Source organism: Comamonas resistens, assembly GCF_030064165.1.
In the GTDB taxonomy this organism is placed as follows: domain Bacteria; phylum Pseudomonadota; class Gammaproteobacteria; order Burkholderiales; family Burkholderiaceae_C; genus Comamonas; species Comamonas resistens.
On sequence record NZ_CP125947.1, the window covers coordinates 1,772,216 to 1,788,093 of the forward strand.

Annotated in this window: 13 protein-coding genes; 9 read left to right on the forward strand and 4 right to left on the reverse strand. The window is 63.8% G+C overall.

Features of this window, described 5'->3' with window-relative positions:
- Nucleotides 1–46 precede the first annotated feature (46 nt).
- The 4 genes from QMY55_RS08205 to QMY55_RS08220 all read left to right on the forward strand — a co-directional run bounded on the left by QMY55_RS08205 (nucleotide 47) and on the right by QMY55_RS08220 (nucleotide 6,174).
- The gene (locus tag QMY55_RS08205; protein WP_283488133.1) at nucleotides 47–1,291 is read left to right on the forward strand and encodes an alpha/beta hydrolase family protein; all 1,245 of its coding nucleotides are present in this window, start codon (nucleotides 47–49) and stop codon (nucleotides 1,289–1,291) included.
- The gene (locus QMY55_RS08210; protein ID WP_283488134.1) at nucleotides 1,278–2,213 is read left to right on the forward strand and encodes an HDOD domain-containing protein; all 936 of its coding nucleotides are present in this window, start codon (nucleotides 1,278–1,280) and stop codon (nucleotides 2,211–2,213) included. Before QMY55_RS08205 ends, QMY55_RS08210 begins: the two co-directional genes overlap by 14 nt.
- An 87-nt stretch (nucleotides 2,214–2,300) precedes the next feature.
- Entirely contained in the window at nucleotides 2,301–3,413 is a 1,113-nt protein-coding gene (locus QMY55_RS08215; protein WP_283488135.1) for a patatin-like phospholipase family protein, read from the forward strand.
- Nucleotides 3,414–3,786: 373 nt separating this feature from the next.
- A complete protein-coding gene (locus QMY55_RS08220; protein ID WP_283488906.1) occupies nucleotides 3,787–6,174 on the forward strand; it encodes an AI-2E family transporter in 2,388 nt (795 codons plus the stop codon).
- Nucleotides 6,175–6,501: 327 nt separating this feature from the next.
- Here the strand turns inward: QMY55_RS08220 and QMY55_RS08225 are convergent, their stop codons facing one another.
- The gene (locus tag QMY55_RS08225; RefSeq protein WP_283488136.1) at nucleotides 6,502–7,638 is read right to left on the reverse strand and encodes an iron-containing alcohol dehydrogenase; all 1,137 of its coding nucleotides are present in this window, start codon (nucleotides 7,636–7,638) and stop codon (nucleotides 6,502–6,504) included.
- Between the two features lie 228 nt (nucleotides 7,639–7,866).
- A complete protein-coding gene (locus QMY55_RS08230) occupies nucleotides 7,867–8,787 on the reverse strand; it encodes an MBL fold metallo-hydrolase (RefSeq protein WP_283488137.1) in 921 nt (306 codons plus the stop codon).
- Nucleotides 8,788–9,008: 221 nt separating this feature from the next.
- Here QMY55_RS08230 and QMY55_RS08235 point away from each other — a divergent pair, with 221 nt between their 5' ends.
- Nucleotides 9,009–9,977 (forward strand): alpha/beta hydrolase, encoded by a 969-nt coding sequence (locus QMY55_RS08235; protein WP_283488138.1) that lies wholly within the window; start codon nucleotides 9,009–9,011, stop codon nucleotides 9,975–9,977.
- 16 nt (nucleotides 9,978–9,993) lie between these two features.
- A complete protein-coding gene (locus QMY55_RS08240) occupies nucleotides 9,994–10,851 on the forward strand; it encodes a GNAT family N-acetyltransferase (protein ID WP_283488139.1) in 858 nt (285 codons plus the stop codon).
- Between the two features lie 334 nt (nucleotides 10,852–11,185).
- Here QMY55_RS08240 and QMY55_RS08245 read toward each other — a convergent pair whose 3' ends face one another.
- A complete protein-coding gene (locus QMY55_RS08245; RefSeq protein WP_283488140.1) occupies nucleotides 11,186–11,683 on the reverse strand; it encodes a GlcG/HbpS family heme-binding protein in 498 nt (165 codons plus the stop codon).
- Between the two features lie 322 nt (nucleotides 11,684–12,005).
- On the reverse strand, nucleotides 12,006–12,980 hold the full coding sequence (ygfZ, locus tag QMY55_RS08250) for a CAF17-like 4Fe-4S cluster assembly/insertion protein YgfZ (RefSeq protein ID WP_283488141.1): 975 nt from the start codon (nucleotides 12,978–12,980) through the stop codon (nucleotides 12,006–12,008).
- 45 nt (nucleotides 12,981–13,025) lie between these two features.
- Between ygfZ and mltG the strand changes: the two genes are divergently transcribed.
- From mltG to QMY55_RS08265, 3 genes are all read left to right on the forward strand, one after another.
- The gene (gene mltG, locus QMY55_RS08255; protein ID WP_283488142.1) at nucleotides 13,026–14,021 is read left to right on the forward strand and encodes an endolytic transglycosylase MltG; all 996 of its coding nucleotides are present in this window, start codon (nucleotides 13,026–13,028) and stop codon (nucleotides 14,019–14,021) included.
- A 134-nt stretch (nucleotides 14,022–14,155) separates the two neighbouring features.
- Nucleotides 14,156–14,833 (forward strand): dTMP kinase, encoded by a 678-nt coding sequence (tmk, locus tag QMY55_RS08260; RefSeq protein WP_283488143.1) that lies wholly within the window; start codon nucleotides 14,156–14,158, stop codon nucleotides 14,831–14,833.
- Nucleotides 14,830–15,864: a DNA polymerase III subunit gene (locus tag QMY55_RS08265; RefSeq protein ID WP_283488144.1), complete on the forward strand. Its 1,035-nt coding sequence runs from the start codon at nucleotides 14,830–14,832 to the stop codon at nucleotides 15,862–15,864. Before tmk ends, QMY55_RS08265 begins: the two co-directional genes overlap by 4 nt.
- The last annotated feature ends 14 nt before the right edge of the window (nucleotides 15,865–15,878 follow it).

The window sequence follows — 15,878 nt, forward strand, 5'->3', positions numbered from 1 at the left end:
GGTCGCCATACGAAAATATTGAAAGGCGACCTCCTGAGGAGAGGGAATGCGAGGACAAAAAGGCCGGATTCTGCCGGCCATTGCTGTATTGCTGCTGGTGGCGTTTGTGGGCATGAAAATGACATCCCGAGGGTGGATGTCGCTCGACAAGCTCAAGGACAGGGTGGAAGCAGAGCGCCCCATGCCCCTGGTCTGGCCTCCGGCGCTCGCCGCTGCCGACGAAGGTTTTTGTCATACCGTCAAGCTCAATCTTGCGCAAATCGACAAAGCGCAGGAGGAGGGGCTGGCGGTGGACAAGAGTCGTCGCTGCATCAGCCGCACCACGATGGCTGAGTACGAGGCAGAAAAAGCCCGTCATGCGGCAGCCAGGCGTGCCAATGCTGCGCGACGCGAAGAGCAGGCGCAGATAGAAAAAACGGTGGAGCAGCAGATATCGACGGGGGCCATCACCTTGCAGAATCTGCTGCAGGCGCGTGCGGGACTGCAGACGCAGATCGTCACGGCGCTGCTGCCCAATGCTAGGACGGCCATCGCGCCCATGCCGCAGCCGCCCGCACAGTGGTTTGTACCCATGAGCTATGCCAGTGGCAATCTGCAGCTCAAAGCCTTTGTCACGCCCGATCCCGGTGGTGGACGCAAACTGCCGCTGATGGTGTGGCTGACCGGTGGGGACTCCAACACCCTGGGGGATTTCTGGACCGAAGGGGCGGCTGCGAATGACCAGAGCGCCGCGGCCTTTCGCAAGGCCGGCATGGCCATGCTGTTCCCTGCGCTGCGCGGCGGCAACGACAACCCGGGGCAGCGCGAGTACTTCTGGGGCGAGGTGCAGGACGTGGCCGCGGCCATCCTGCAGGCAGCGCAGCTGCCTTATGTCGATGCTTCGCGCATCTATCTGGGTGGCCACAGCACAGGCGCTACGCTGGCACTGCTGACGGCAAGCGCGGGGCTGCCTGTACAGGGGGTGTTTGCTTTCGGTCCGGTGGACGATATCAGCGGCTATGACTGGCCGGTGAAATGGGGGCAGTTGCCAGTCGAGGAGAGGCGGCTGCGCTCGCCCATGTACTGGCTGCATGGCATCAAGAGCCCGACCTGGATCATCGAGGGCAGCAAGCGACCCAGCAATATCAACAGTCTGGACAATCTTTGTGCTGTACGAAAATCGGAGCATGTGCACTGCGTTACCGTTCACGGGAGTGACCACTTTTCCGTGTTACAACCCATGACGCGCAGGATTGCCAGCCAGTTGGTCATGGGGCAGCCGGTGCAACTGCAAAGAGATGAAAAGCTATAGAACAGCGGGTGAGCCTGTCGCTGCGCAGCCTGCCCTGCCGCCCAAGGAAGAAGTGGCAGAGCGGTCTTCCGTACCGGGCGAGACTCGCACCAAACCACTGCCGTTAGCTGCCGTGCTGGAGGCACAGTCCACGCTGCCCAGCCAGCCGCGGGCGCTTGCGCTGCTAGCTAGCGAGCTGCTCAGACCACAGCCGCATATGCGCAGTCTGTCGCAGCTTTTTTCCATGGATCCTGTGCTTGCCGCCCGCTTGCTGGCCATGGCCAATGGCCCCGCGCATTTGATGCGCCAACGCGTGCACAGCATTCCCGAGGCGCTGGTCGTGCTCTCTCCCATGCAGCTGCGCCAGTTGCTGCACAAGGCCCGGCCCGGGGTGGATCGTCCTTCGGCCTCTGGCTGGCAGCTGGCATCGTTTTGGCGCTATAGCCTGGATACGGCTCGTCTGGCGCGTGCGCTGGCCATGTCGGTGCAATGCAATGCTTCGGCAGCCTATGCACTGGGGCTGGTCCATGGCCTGGGTGAGCTGCTGCTGCAGCAGGCAGACCCGGGCACCGCGACCCGGCTGACCGAGCTGCTGGAGCCGCTGCACCCGCGCAGGCCTTTGGTGGAGATGCAACTGATGGGCTACTGCTCGGCCCAGATCTGCGCCCATCTGGCCAAGCAGTGGAGTCTTCCCTCCGTGCTGGCCGAAGCGCTGCAATATATGCACCAGCCGCTGCAGCAGCCGGTCTTCGAGCCTTTGACCGGGGTGTTGCATCTGGCCATGTGGCGGGCCGGTACGCGCGCCTTGGGATGGAGCGAGCGCCAGCTGGCGGTTTCGTTTCCCGCAGAAGTCGGGCTGGCGCTGGGCATGGATATCGACATGGTGTTGCGCCAGGCATCGATTGACTGGCATGCGGGCGGCGAGCCCGATGTGATTTTCTAGGCCTTTTCAGCGATGGCGCCTGGATGATGGAGTCCGTGCCTGCTTAGGTGACAGGTGAAGATTCCCGCCATCAGCAACAATGTGCGCATGACTTCTTCTCCGCGCAGCTTGCGCATCTATGCCGGCCCCAAGGCTCTGACCCATCTGCGCCAGAATGGATTGGCGCCTGAGGATGTGCGTGTCATTCCTGCCGCAGCAGGCGGGCCCAAGGGCTTGATTCTGGGGCCGCTTGATCGCTTTATTTTCGGCCATTGGCTGGCGCGGAGCCGGCTGCCGGTCGACCTGGTGGGCGCCTCCATCGGAGCCTGGCGCATGGCGACGGCCTGTCTGGAGCAGCCCGTGCAGGCATTCGAGCGGCTGGAGAGCGACTACATCGCCCAGCGGTTTGATCCGCCCGCCGGGCAAAAGCGCACACCGGCCTGGCTGGTCAGTGAGCGGTTTGCACAGAGTCTGCAGGATTTCTATGGCGGCAGAGTGGCCGAGGTGCTGAACCACCCGCGCTACCGCCTGCATGTGGTGACTTCGCGTGGGCAAAAGCTGCTGGCGCGCGAATCGCGCTGGCGCACGCCGGTCGGCTACCTGGGCGCATTTGCCGCCAACGCGCTGCACAGGCCCGCCCTGGGGCGCTGGCTGGAGCGCGTGGTGTTTTCCACGGGTGAGAGCGGCTCTGTGCATGGACTGCCTTTTTCGGCGGGCGGCTTGCGCACGCGGCAGGTGAGCCTGAACGAGGCCAACTTCATGGATGCGGTGCGCGCCAGCTGCTCGATTCCCTTTGTGCTGCAGGCCGTGCACGATATCTCAGGCGCGCCGCGCGGGGCCTATTGGGATGGTGGCATTACCGACTATCACATGCACCTGGACTATGTGGCGTCGCAGGCCTCGGAGGGAAGCGGCGGCATCGTGCTTTATCCCCATTTCCAGAAAGCCGTGGTGCCGGGCTGGCTCGACAAGGGGCTGCGCTGGCGGCACAAGCCCAGCCGTTTTCTGGATGCCATGGTGGTTCTGGCCCCGGACCCCGCCTGGGTAGCAGGCCTGCCGCGTGGCAAGCTACCTGACCGCCATGACTTTGTGGATTTCGGCAGCGACCATGACGCCCGGGCCGCAGCCTGGAATGCTGCAACTGCTGCCAGCCGGCAATTGGCCGATGAATTTGCGCAATGGCTGGAGCATCCGGATATGTCCCGGGTGGAGGCTTTGTAGCCTGTTCTTCGTTGTGATGAGCAGTCGGCGCCTGCCGTGCGCAAATTTACGGTAAAAAACTGTACGCAATGCGCATGTTTCAAGCGCTTGCAGCTATCAATATCCATTAGCCGAGAATTGCGGTGCAGGCTGTGCCGTCTCCCGGCTGCAAGCGTTGCAAGGCTCTCTCAACACCACAAGGCCGTTCATGTCCCTGCCTCCACCCGACCACCACCACATCGGTCCCGATGATGCACAGGAGCCTGTGAAGCTGGGCGCGGTTGCTCCGGGCGAGCCTTATGCGCGGGCGCCGGTCGAAATTGAAGCGCTGAATCGCAAGCCCCAGTCGGGAGCGACCAGCTGGAGCGGCACCGAGCGACGGCGCAGCCCTGCCATGCCTGGCCTGGTGCAGCTGGGCGATATGGTGCCGGCGCTGCGCCTGCTGGTGGGCATGATGATCGCGAGCCTGGTGATCGCGGCCCTGTACTTTGGACGGGAGATGCTGATTCCGCTGGCTCTGGCTTCGTTGCTGGGCTTTTTGCTGGATCCGGCCGTCTCGCGCCTCAAGCGCTGGGGCCTGCCACGGCTGGCTGCAGCCGTGGTGGTGGTGGCGCTGGCGCTGGGTGTGCTGGGAGGGCTTGGCATGTATCTGGGCAGCCAGGTGCAGCAGCTCAGCGCGGATCTGCCAACCTACCAGTCCACCATCCGCGACAAGCTGCGTGGCCTGCGCAAAAAAGCCAATATGCCCAGCGCCTGGGATGGAGTCTTCAAAACCTATCACACCGTGGAAAAGGAGATGGTCAACACGGACGGCAAGCCAGCACGCGTGCAGAAGGTACAGATCGAGACCCCCGAGTCCAAGCCCACGACGCAGATGCTGCAATGGCTGAGCCGGATTGCCGAGCCGGTCACCACGGCCGGCATTGTGTTGCTTTTTGTGATCTTGATCCTGCTCGATCGCGACGAGCTCAGGGATAGGCTGCTGCGGCTGATGGGCGGCAATCTGCATCTGGCCACCGATGCGCTGGACGAGGCCTCGCGGCGCATCGGCAAATATCTGCGCATGCAGTTCATCGTGAACCTGAGCTATGGCATCCCGCTGGCTGCGGGCCTGTGGTTGATAGGCGTGCCCGGTGCCATTCTCTGGGGCGTGCTGGGGGCCATCATGCGCTTTGTGCCCTATGTGGGGCCCATGCTGTCGGCCGTGTTTCCTCTGGCACTGGCTTTTGCCGTGGATCCCGGCTGGAATATGTTTCTCATGACGCTGGGCCTGATCTTGCTGCTGGAGCTGATCAGCAACAACGTGATCGAGCCCTGGCTGTATGGCTCCAGCACGGGGCTGTCCACGCTTTCCATCATCGTGGCGGCCACTTTCTGGACGGCGCTGTGGGGTCCCATTGGACTGATTCTGTCCACGCCGCTGACGGTCTGCCTGCTGGTGATGGGGCGCAATATTCCGTCGCTCAAATTCATAGAGATCCTGCTGGGCAGCGAACCCGTGCTGGGTCCGCAGCAGCGCCTGTATCAGCGGCTGCTCGCCGATGACAGCGACGACGCCGTCAGCACGGCCCTGGAGACGGTGGAGCAGGGCCTGCCCGTTAGGCCAGGCCAGCAGGACAAGGCCAATGCCGTGAGCAATTTCTATGACGAGGTGGCGATTCCTGCGCTGCGCATTGCCACGCAGCAGCATCTGGAGACGGCCACGGCCGAGCATAGGCTGCGCCTGTCCAGCGGCATGGATGCGCTGCTGGAAGAGCTGCAGGAGCATTACCCCGTGAGCAATGAGCCGCAGCCGGACGCAGCGGGCAAGCCGCGCAGGCGCTTGCGCATTCACAGTGCTGGCGCGCGCTGGGAAGTCGATACGCTGGCGGCAGCGATGGTGGCCCATGTCGAGGGGCTGTATGGCCATGAGGTCAGCAGCTCCGACTGGGCGCTGGCCACGCAGACCCATCTGGGGCTGCGCAGCAGCCATGGCCTGCCTGCCGACAAGGACTGGCGGCAGGCCATGCAATATACCGATCTGCTGGTGCTGTCCATGTTCAACAGCCAGCCGCAAAGCATGGCACGCCGTCTGGTGCGTCGCATGCAGCGGCGCTGGCCCGATGTGCCTATCGTGCTGGCGCTGTTCAATGCACCGACGGCGGCGGCGGATCCCGGCTTTGCAGCCAGGTGCGGGGCACAAGCCTGCGTGACCAGCATGCATGAGCTGCATCTGTGGGTGGAGGCCTTGCAGGCCGAGGAGCTCAGTGAAGGGGTGATTGCCGCGCCTGTGTCCGAAGACGATGCGGCCAGGGTGCAGTGCCTGCATGACAGCGGCGTCATGGATGAGGCGCTGACGCCGCTGTACCGGGACACGGTGCAAAAGGCGATCAATGCTTTCAACACGCGCTGGGCCCAGGTCTCCTGGGTGGATGCTCAGCATGTCTACGCCCCCGGCAGCCTGCTCGTGCTGCAGACCGAGGGCGACCACGGCGCGGGCATGGCACGCGAGCAGAGCATCTGTTCCTACGTGGTCTACCAGGCGGAGCTGGTCGTGATCGGTGATATCGCTCGCGACCCGCGCTTTTCAGGCAATCCGAACCTGCAGCAAAAGCAGGTGCGCTTCTATGCCGGTGCACCGCTGATCGATCGCAAAGGATATGTGCTGGGCTGCTTTGCCATCATGGATGACCAGCCACGCAATATGTCCGATGACGATATGGCGCTGCTCAGCAATATGGCGGAGCAGCTGATGCAGGACATTCGCGAGACGCGCAGGCAGGGCCATGCAGACAAGGAGTGAGTCTGCATGAATCAAAGCCTGCCGCACAAGCGTTTGCGCAGCAGGCTTTTTTATTGCCGCCGGGCCGACCCAAGGCAATAAGCGACCCTCTTGGGGGGAGCGGCCACACGAAGTGGGCAAACGTGGGGGCTTTTTTATTGCCGCCGGGCCGCCCCAAGGCAATAAGCGACCCTCTTGGGGGGGAGCGGCCACACGAAGTGGGCAAGCGTGGGGGCTTTTTATTGCCGCTGGGCCGCCCCAAGGCAATAAGCGGCCCCCTCGGGGGGCAGCGGCCACACGAAGTGGGCAAGCGTGGGGGCTTTCTTATCAACCGGAGTGTTTGCGAACTCAAAGAGAGCTGCTCAGCAACTGCTCATAGTCCTGCGCCGAGGCCAGGCGCGGATTGGTGGCATGGCAGTGGTCCTTGAGGGCGCCCTCAATCACGGCTTGGAACTGCCCGGCTTCCACCCCCATGGCTGCGAGCCCCGAAGGCAGGCCCAGACGTGCATTCATGTCGCGAATGGCCTCGGGAATGTCGCTGCCGCTGGCAAGGCCCATGGCGTGGGCCATGCGGTTGAGCCTGTCTTCGCGCTGCACGCTCTCGGCACTGGCGTTGAAGAGCACCACGGCGGGCAGGAACATGGCGTTGAGCGTGCCGTGGTGCAGGCGTGGGTTCACGCCGCCCAGGCTGTGGCTCAGGCTGTGCACACAGCCCAGGCCTTTCTGGAAGGCCATGGCGCCCTGCATGCTGGCACTCATCAGCTGGCGGCGCGCCTCGCCGTCCAGGCCGTTGCGCGTGGCACGCTCGATATGTGCCCAGCCGCGCGTCAGCCCGTCCAGTGCGATGCCGTCGGCGGGCGGGTTGAAAGCCGCAGCCATGAAGGTTTCCATGCAGTGCGCAATCGCATCCATGCCCGTGGCTGCGGTCAGCATGGGTGGCAGGCCATAGGTCAGTTCGGGGTCGCAGATGGCCGTTTTGGGTACCAGGTGCCAGCTGTGAAAGCCCAGCTTGCGGTGGTCGTCGACGATGATGATGGCGCCGCGCGCCACTTCGCTGCCGGTGCCGCTGGTGGTGGGCACGGCAATCAGCGGGGCCACATGAGCGCCGATGCGGGGCGAGCCGCCCTCGATCGTGGCGTAGTGGGACAGCGGCCCTTCGTGGGTGGCCGCAATGGCCACGCCCTTGGCACAGTCGATGGCGCTGCCGCCGCCCACGGCAATCAGGCCGTCGCAATGCTGGGTCTTATAGAGTTCGGCCGCGGCACGCACGGCCGCTTCCGTGGGGTTGGACGGCGTCTGGTCGAACACGGCGTGGGGCAGGTCGCCCAGCGCCTCCAGGGCTTTTTGCAGAATGCCGGCAGCCTTGACGCCAGGGTCGGTGACGATCAGCGGCTTGCTGATGCCCACGCGCTCACATTCCTGGCGCAGCAGTTTCACGGCGCCGAAGTCGAACTGGATCTGGGTGACGTAATTGATAAAAGCCATGACCTGGGTGCTCAATCTCGAAATGGGAATTTGGAAAATCTAGAGGCCCTGTGCTGCGCCGCAAAGAAAGCAAACCCTGAGAGGGCGGCCAAGGGCGTCGTGCCGGGGACAGGCGCCATGGCACAAGGCGTTTGTGGGTTTGAGTGAAATCAGACGTAAACGCTTTTCGGTCAAACGCCGGCAGCTATTGTTTTTGTAGTTTATCAACCGTGAGGCGCGCTTACCAACTCAGGCCTGATAGTGATAGCGCTGCTCTTCATCGGCGGCGACCTGGCCCGCCGCAGTCAGCTCTGCCAGGTGCTGCTCCATGGTTCGGGTCTCGGCCGCCGCGGCCCAGGGCACATTGGCGCCGCTAGGGTAGAGCAGGCCTATGCCCGTCATCTCGGCAATGGTCTTGGGGGATTCGCGAATCCAGTCCAGAAGCTTGGCATCCCGCTCGTCTATTTTTGAGCTGAAGCTGGCGAGATCGCGCAAGAACACCTGCCTGTCGGTATAGATGCCGCGGTGGTGCGAGGTGACCCAGACCCGAGCGGGAATCTCCGGCAGCCTGGTCAGGCTGCGGCGAAAGCTGCTCAGGCTGGAGGAGGCATCGCCATAGTAGGGGCCGAAGCCCGTGAGGTCGATATCGCCTATGAAGGCCACGCCTTCTTGCTCCTCCACCAGCACGGTATGGCCGGCGGTGTGGCCTGGCATATGAAAGGCGCGAACCCTGGCCTGGCCCAGATCCCAGACGGCGCCATCGTCATAGGCCCGGGCGTCGGGGCGGGGGGCGTAAAAGAAGTCCTTCCGGAAGGCCTTGAGCAATTGCCCGGACAACGGGTTCTGCTCCGGCATGCCCAGCGCCGCACACATGCCTGCCCAGCTGCGCGCGGCCTGCACATCGCCGTGATGGACATGGACTTGCGCATGAGGCAGGCGATGCAGGCCTGCCATATGGTCTTCATGCGCATGGCCCATGAGGATGATTTCGGTGGAATCGAATTCCGGGCCTATATGGTTGGCCACGATGGGGGTGTCAAAAGCGGCTCTGGTGTCCGAGCCCTGGATCAGAATCTGATTGCCATCGGGGTATTTGCCGCTTCGCTTGCCGAAGAAAACTCGGACCCGGCCAAAGTCGGTGCGGGGAATGCTCGTGTCAGGGGTGTTCATGGCAGCGCTTGCGTGGGTGGATGAAGGGTGAAGGCTGGATTCGGCCAAGATATACCAGGACTTTGCGAGCCTATGTCACCTGATGGGCAGGCTGGCAAGCGTTTGCAGGCAGTGGCTCAGGTGTCTGGTGGAAATGTGCATGGGTCATGCGCTTGACAGTGAGCGCCCCCCGGATGGCCTCACAATGCCGGCTGTGTTTTCAATCCCCGTGAATCAAGAGCATGTCTGATCCATCTTCCGCGTTGACGCCCTCCATGCGCGATGTGCTGCGCCGCATGGAGCGCGCAGCGCGTACGCCCATGTATCAACTGGGCGCTGCCGGAGCCAAGGCCGCTTATGAGGCGGGTGCGGGCGTGCTGGAAATCCCCGCCGTGCCACTCGCGCGTGTCGAGGCGCTGCAGATTCCTGCCCGCGATGGATATGCCTTGCCTGCGCGGCTTTATGCGCCAGTGAGCCGTGACGATGCCGTTGAGGAAGGCCTGCCGGTGCTGCTATACCTGCATGGCGGCGGCTTTACCGTGGGCAGCGTGGCCACACATGACCAGCTTTGCCGGCAACTGGCGCATCTGGCGGGCTGCATGGTGGTGTCGCTGGACTACCGGCTGGCGCCGGAGTTCCGGTTTCCCGTTGCCCACAACGATGCCTGGGATGCGCTGCAGTGGCTGGCGGCCCATGGCGAGGAGCTGGGCGCTGACGCCAGCCGCATCGCCATCGGCGGCGACAGCGCGGGCGGCACCTTGTCGGCCTATTGCGCCATCGAGGCGCGCGACACGGGATTGCCGCTGGCGTTGCAGCTGCTGATTTATCCGGGAACCACGGCCCATCAGGATACGGACTCGCACCGCCGCTATGCTCAGGGCTTTGTGCTCGATGAACCTGCCATCACCTGGTTCTTCGCCCAGTACCTGGCCCATCCCGAAGATCGCGAAGACTGGCGTTTCGCGCCATTGCTGGCGCCGGATGTGGACGGTGTGGCACCAGCCTGGATCGGCCTTGCGGAATGCGATCCGCTGGTGGATGAGGGCGTGCAATATGCCGACAAATTGCGCATGGCGGGTGTGCCTGTGGATCTGGAGATCTACAAGGGGGTGACCCATGAATTCGTCAAAATGGGCCGTGTCATCGCCGAAGCCAGGCGCGCCCATGCGGATATGGCCGCAGCGCTCAAGAGTGCCTTCGGCTTGAACTGAAACCAGAGAACAGAATATGAACCGACAAGACTTTCGCAGCTTTACCCGTATTGAGGTGCGCTGGGCCGAGGTGGATGCGCAGAAGATCGTCTTCAACGCCCATTACCTGATGTATGCCGATGTGGCCATCACCCACTACTGGCGCCAGCTGGCGATTCCTTACGAGGCAGGCTTTGCCGCGCTGGGCGGCGAGCTGTTTGTCAAAAAGGCCAGCACCACCTATCACGCCTCGGCCACGCTGGGCGATGTGCTGGATGTGGGCATACGCTGCGTCAGGCAAGGCAATAGCTCGGTGCAGTTCGAGGCCGGCATCTTCCGCGGCATGGAGCTGCTCAATACCGTGGAGCTGGTCTATGTGTTTGCAGACGCCGCCACGCAGACGCCCCAGCCTCTGCCGCAGGCCATGCGCGATGTGCTGACGGCGTTTGAAGCGGGCCAGGAGGTGGTCAGCCTGCGCTCCGGCAGCTGGAACGATCTGGGCCGCGAGGCCGAGCGCCTGCGCATGGCGGTATTTGTGAAAGAGCAGGGCGTGCCGCGCGAGATCGAGATCGACGAGTTCGATCCGATTGCCCGCCATGTCGTCTTGCTCAATGCGCTGCAGCAGCCCGTGGCAACGGGCCGTCTGGTCAGCGATGCGCCGGGCGTGGGCCGCATCGGCCGCATGGCGGTGGACCGTGGCGTGCGCGGCGGCCGCTGGGGGCGCATGGTGCTGGACAGCCTGGTCGAGGCTGCCCGCGAACGCGGCGATAGCGAGGTGGTGCTGCACGCTCAGCGCCATGCCGAGCCCTTCTATCTGCGTGCAGGCTTCCTGCCCGAGGGCGATCCCTACGAGGAAGCCGGCATTCCTCACATCACCATGCGCCGGGTGTTATAAGGATTCCGGTTTTGATAGCTGTCAGCGCTTGATGGATAAGCGCTGCAGTCTGATTTGATTCATATCCGAAAGGCCTGAACATGGGACGCATCATGACGGTGCTGTGCGTGATCGGCGTGCTGGCCGCGGGCTATGCGGCCTATCGCTACGGCGTGTTTTGACGCAATACAGCGAGAAAGGTGACTGAGCGGCTGAAGGTGGGCGCCACCCAAAAGCGACAAAGCCAGCGTTGCTGCTGGCTGTTGTTGGCGGGAGCGCTCTGCGGCAATGCCCCTGTGGCTGTGCCGCACGCAGGTTCGAATCCTGTCCTTTCTCACCTGCGGTGTCTGCGGGTTTATTGCAGCTGATCCTTGATGGCGGCCAGCGCCTTCTGTGCGCAGGCTTCATCCAGATGACCGCCGGGGGCGCCGGCCACGCCGATGGCGCCCACGGTGTCATTGCCAATCTTCACCGGCACGCCGCCGGCCAGCACCAGGAAACCGGGAATCTGGGCCATGCCGGCAGCATCGGGGTTGGACTGAACCGCCTTGGCAATGCCGCTGGTGGGGTTGCGCGAAGAGGCCGAGGTGAAGGCCTTGGCGCGCGAAGCCTCTACCGTGTGGGTGCCTGCGCCATCGGCGCGCACCAGGGCCAGCAGCACGCCGGCGCGGTCCACCACGGAGGCGCTGACGTTATAGCCTTCGGCGCTGCAGGCCGCCACGGTCTGCTGGGCCAGTTGCCCGGCGGTGGCCGATGCAAGGCTGCGGTTGGTGGTGGTGGAAGCCAGGGCGGCGGCGCTCAGGCCCAGGGCAATGGCAGCGGTCGCGGCGGTCTTCAGCAGGCGTTGGTTCATTTCGACTCCTAGAGTTCAGGTTGGGACTTACGCAAACAAGGGTGCGCCAAGGGTTGCGGCCTTGAAGCGAAGCTCTTGTTTGAACCTGATGTGCGTAAGCCGTACAGGTTTCAGGCAATGGCTGAACTGTAGGGGGCGATTGCGGGCCTGCCCATTCGCAGCTTTGCCCAGTGGGCTCAGTAATCCTACGGATGGCTGGCGCTGGGTCTGCAGTCTGTCCTGTCATGGCTGCAGGCCCGGCAGCCACAGCCCTGTCCACTACCGCGGCGATGCGCAAGGCGGAAAGGCAGGCTGGGCGGCGGAGGCAGGGGAATAGCGGCAGTCAGATATCGGCCAGCAGCTCGTAGGGCAGGGGCAGCAACTGCAGATCGATGCCGTTGGCTGCGTCGGCGCTCTGGCCTTCGCTCAATGCAGCGTGGGCAAACAGGTCGTCGCGCGTGGACGATGCAATCTGCATGGACACCAGGGCATCCCAGCCTCCGCCGGGCGTTGCCGCAGCCTGTACCACGGTGCCCGTGGATTGCTCCAGATCCTCGTGGCTGAAGACTTCCTGACCCACGGCCAGAGCCTTCTCTGCATGGACCAGATAAGTGCGGCGCTTGAGCGTGCCGCGGAACTGGCTGCGGGCCACGATCTCCTGGCCGGGATAGCAGCCCTTTTTGAAGTTCACACCGCCCAGGGACTCGTAGTTGAGCATCTGGGGCACGAAAGCGTCGACCACGGGCGCGGACAGCGTGGCCACGCCGCTTTGCACTTCGGACCATTGCCACAGGTCTTCGCCTAGCGCTTGGCCTTCGGGGCGCTGGCCTGTGGGGGCAATCCACAGCGCACGGTCATTGCCTGCCGCCGGGTAGAGGGCCAGCACACTGGCTTGGCCTTCATGTTTGAGACTCCATGGGGCGGCATCGGCACCCAGGTATTGCTGGGCCGCGCTGCCGGCCAGGCCGTAGAGGCCGAATTCGCCAGTGGCGTCGCTGAGCTTGCATTGGGCGCGCAGCACAAACATGGACAGGCGCTTGAGCGTGGGCGCCAGCAGGCTGCGGTCACAAATGAGCACAATTTCCTCGGCCGAACGCTTGAAACCGATAAAGCTGGCCAGCATGCGGCCCTTGGCCGTGCAAAACGCAGCCAGACGGGCGTGATTCATATCCAGCAGCGCAAAGTCGTTGCTCAGCTGACCGTGCAGAAAACTGGCCGCATCGGCCCCCATGGCGCGAATGACACCCAGATGGGAGAGGGGAGTGATGCCGTTGAGAGGCTGCAGGGCTGTGGGAGCGGACAAGGTGGACTGAGTCATGGCTGAATTATGATCGCCGCTCTAAGTCTTCAATGGATCAAGGTTGTGCGTGCTTTATTTCGTGCACTGATTATTTTGCTGTTGCTGGCCGCTGCTGCGGCGGGCGGCGCATGGTGGTGGCTGCATCAGCCGCTGCAACTGTCCCAGCCCAATCTGGAGCTGGAGATCGAGCCCGGCACCACACCGCGCGGTGTGGCCCAGAACGTGGTCAAGGCTGGTGTGCAGACCGATGCGCGCCTGCTGTATGCCTGGTTCCGTCTCTCCGGCAAGGATCGTGCCATCAAGGCCGGCAATTACGAGCTGAGCACGGGCCTGACTCCCTATGAGCTGCTGCAGAAGCTGGCACGTGGCGAGGAAAGCCTGCGTGCGCTGACTCTGGTCGAGGGCTGGAACTGGCGTCAGGTGCGCGCAGCCCTGGCGCGCGAAGAATTTCTCAAGCAGGACAGCGCGGGCATGAGCGACGAGGCCATCATGGCCCAGCTCGAACGCGCGGGCGTGCATCCCGAAGGCCGCTTCTTCCCTGATACCTATACCTATGCCAAGGGCAGCTCGGACATCGCCTTGCTGCGCCGCGCCCTGCATGCCATGGATCGCCGCCTGGCCGATGCCTGGGCCATGCGTGCAGCCAACACGCCGCTCAAGTCCGCCGATGAGGCCCTGATCCTGGCCAGCATCGTGGAGAAGGAAACCGGCAAGGCCGCAGACCGGGCCCAGATTGCCGGGGTGTTCAGCAACCGGCTGCGCGTTGGCATGTTGCTGCAGACCGACCCCAGCGTCATCTACGGGCTGGGGGCCAAATTCGACGGCAATCTGCGCAAGCGCGATCTGCAGACCGATACGCCCTGGAACACCTATACCCGCGCAGGCCTGCCGCCCACGCCGATCGCCATGCCCGGCAAGGCCGCGCTGATGGCGGCCGTGCAGCCCGAGCAGACTAAGGCTTTGTACTTTGTGGCGCGCGGCGATGGCTCCAGCCACTTCAGTGCCACGCTGGACGAACACAATAGGGCGGTGAACCGCTATCAGAGAGGCGGGCAATAAGTTCCCCCTGAGGCGCTGGCGCGCCTTCCCCCTGAGGGGGACGACACCCTCGGTGCGCGGCGGCGCTTCCTCGGTGTCTCTTTGATGGGGCATGCCTTTTCGGGTGCAGCTCGCAATAAATGGATGATTTTTGAATGACAACAGGACTGTTCATCAGTTTCGAGGGCATAGACGGTGCGGGCAAGTCCTCGCATATCGAAGGTCTGGCCCAGGCTTTTCGCGACCAGGGGCGCGTCGTGACCCTGACGCGCGAGCCCGGTGGCACGCCCCTGGCGGAGAAGCTGCGTGCGCTGATGCTGCACGATGCCATGGACCCGCTGACAGAGGCGCTTATTGCCTTTGCGGCCCGGCGCGACCATCTGGTGCAGGTGATCGAGCCTGCGCTGGCACGTGGCGAGGTGGTCATCAGCGACCGTTTTACCGATGCCACATTTGCCTATCAGGGCGCTGGCCGGGGTTTTGACTGGGATCAGCTATCGATTCTGGAGCGTATGGCGCAGACTGGTACTGCGCTGCAGGCGGATTTGACTCAAAATTTCATGCGTGAACCCGATATGACGCTGTGGTTCGATCTGCCGGCCGAAGTGGCGGCAGAGCGGCTGGCCACGGCCCGCGTGCCCGACCGTTTCGAGGCTCAGCCCGGTGAATTCTTTGCCCGCGTCGCCCAAGGCTATGCACGTCGTGCGCAAGCTGCGCCGCAGCGTTTTGTGCGCATCGATGCCAACAACAGCCGCCACGCCGTCTGGCAGCAGATCACCCAGGCGGTGATCCGCAAGGGCTGGCTGGCCTTTATGGTCGGGAACAAGCCATGAGTGAAACCTCGCCACAGGCCCCGTGGATTGGCATTCAGCGCAACCGCCTGCTGCAGCAGCGCGGCCATGCCTGGTTGCTGCAAGGCCCGTCGGGCCTGGGGCAGTATGAGCTGGGCCTGTCGCTGGTACGGGCCTGGCTGTGCGAGCAGCCCACGGCCGAGGGCGCTTGCGGGCATTGCGGCAGCTGCCATGCGATCGATGTGCGTGCCCATGCCGATCTCTGCGTGCTCATGCCCGAGGTGCAGATGATGGCCCTGGGCTGGCCGCTGCCCGAAAAGGCCCAGGCCGATATCGACGACAAAAAACGCAAACCCAGCAAGGAAATCCGCGTGGAAGCCATGCGTGATGCCGTGGAGTTCTGCCAGCGCACCAGCGCGCGCGGCAAGGGCAAGGCCGTGCTGGTCTACCCGGCCGAGCAGATGAATGCCATCACGGCCAACGCCTTGCTCAAGACGCTGGAGGAGCCGCCAGGAGATACCCGTTTTGTGCTGGCCAGCGAAGCTGCGCATCTGCTGTTGCCAACGATCCGCAGCCGCTGCCTGACTCACACCATGACCTGGCCCACAGCGTCCGAGGCCTCCGCCTGGCTGAAGGCCCAGGGCTTGCAGCCAGAGGATGCCGCTGTTGCCCTGCAAGCCGCAGGCGGGCGTCCTGGTGATGCGCTGCGCATGTCTGCCGATGCGGGCAAGGCGGCGGCATGGTCCCAATTGCCGCGCCAGTTGGCCAAGGGGGATGTGGCGGCCCTGGCCGCATTTGCCCCTGCCGATGCGGTGGAAGCGCTGCAGAAGATCTGTCACGACCTGATGGCCATCGCCTCCGGCGCCGGCCCGCGTTACTTCTCGGGGGCGGATCTTCCGGCCAAGCCGCTGTCCATGGCGCTGCTGGCGACCTGGTCGCGCGAGCTGATGCAGGCTGCGCGCACCGCCGACCATCCGTTCAATGCCGGCCTGATGACCGAGGCACTGGCCGCCAGGGCGCGTGCCGTATTGATCTCGGGCAAGGTCGCCCGAGCCGGGAAGCCGGCCATCTGAGAGCGGTTTGGTGG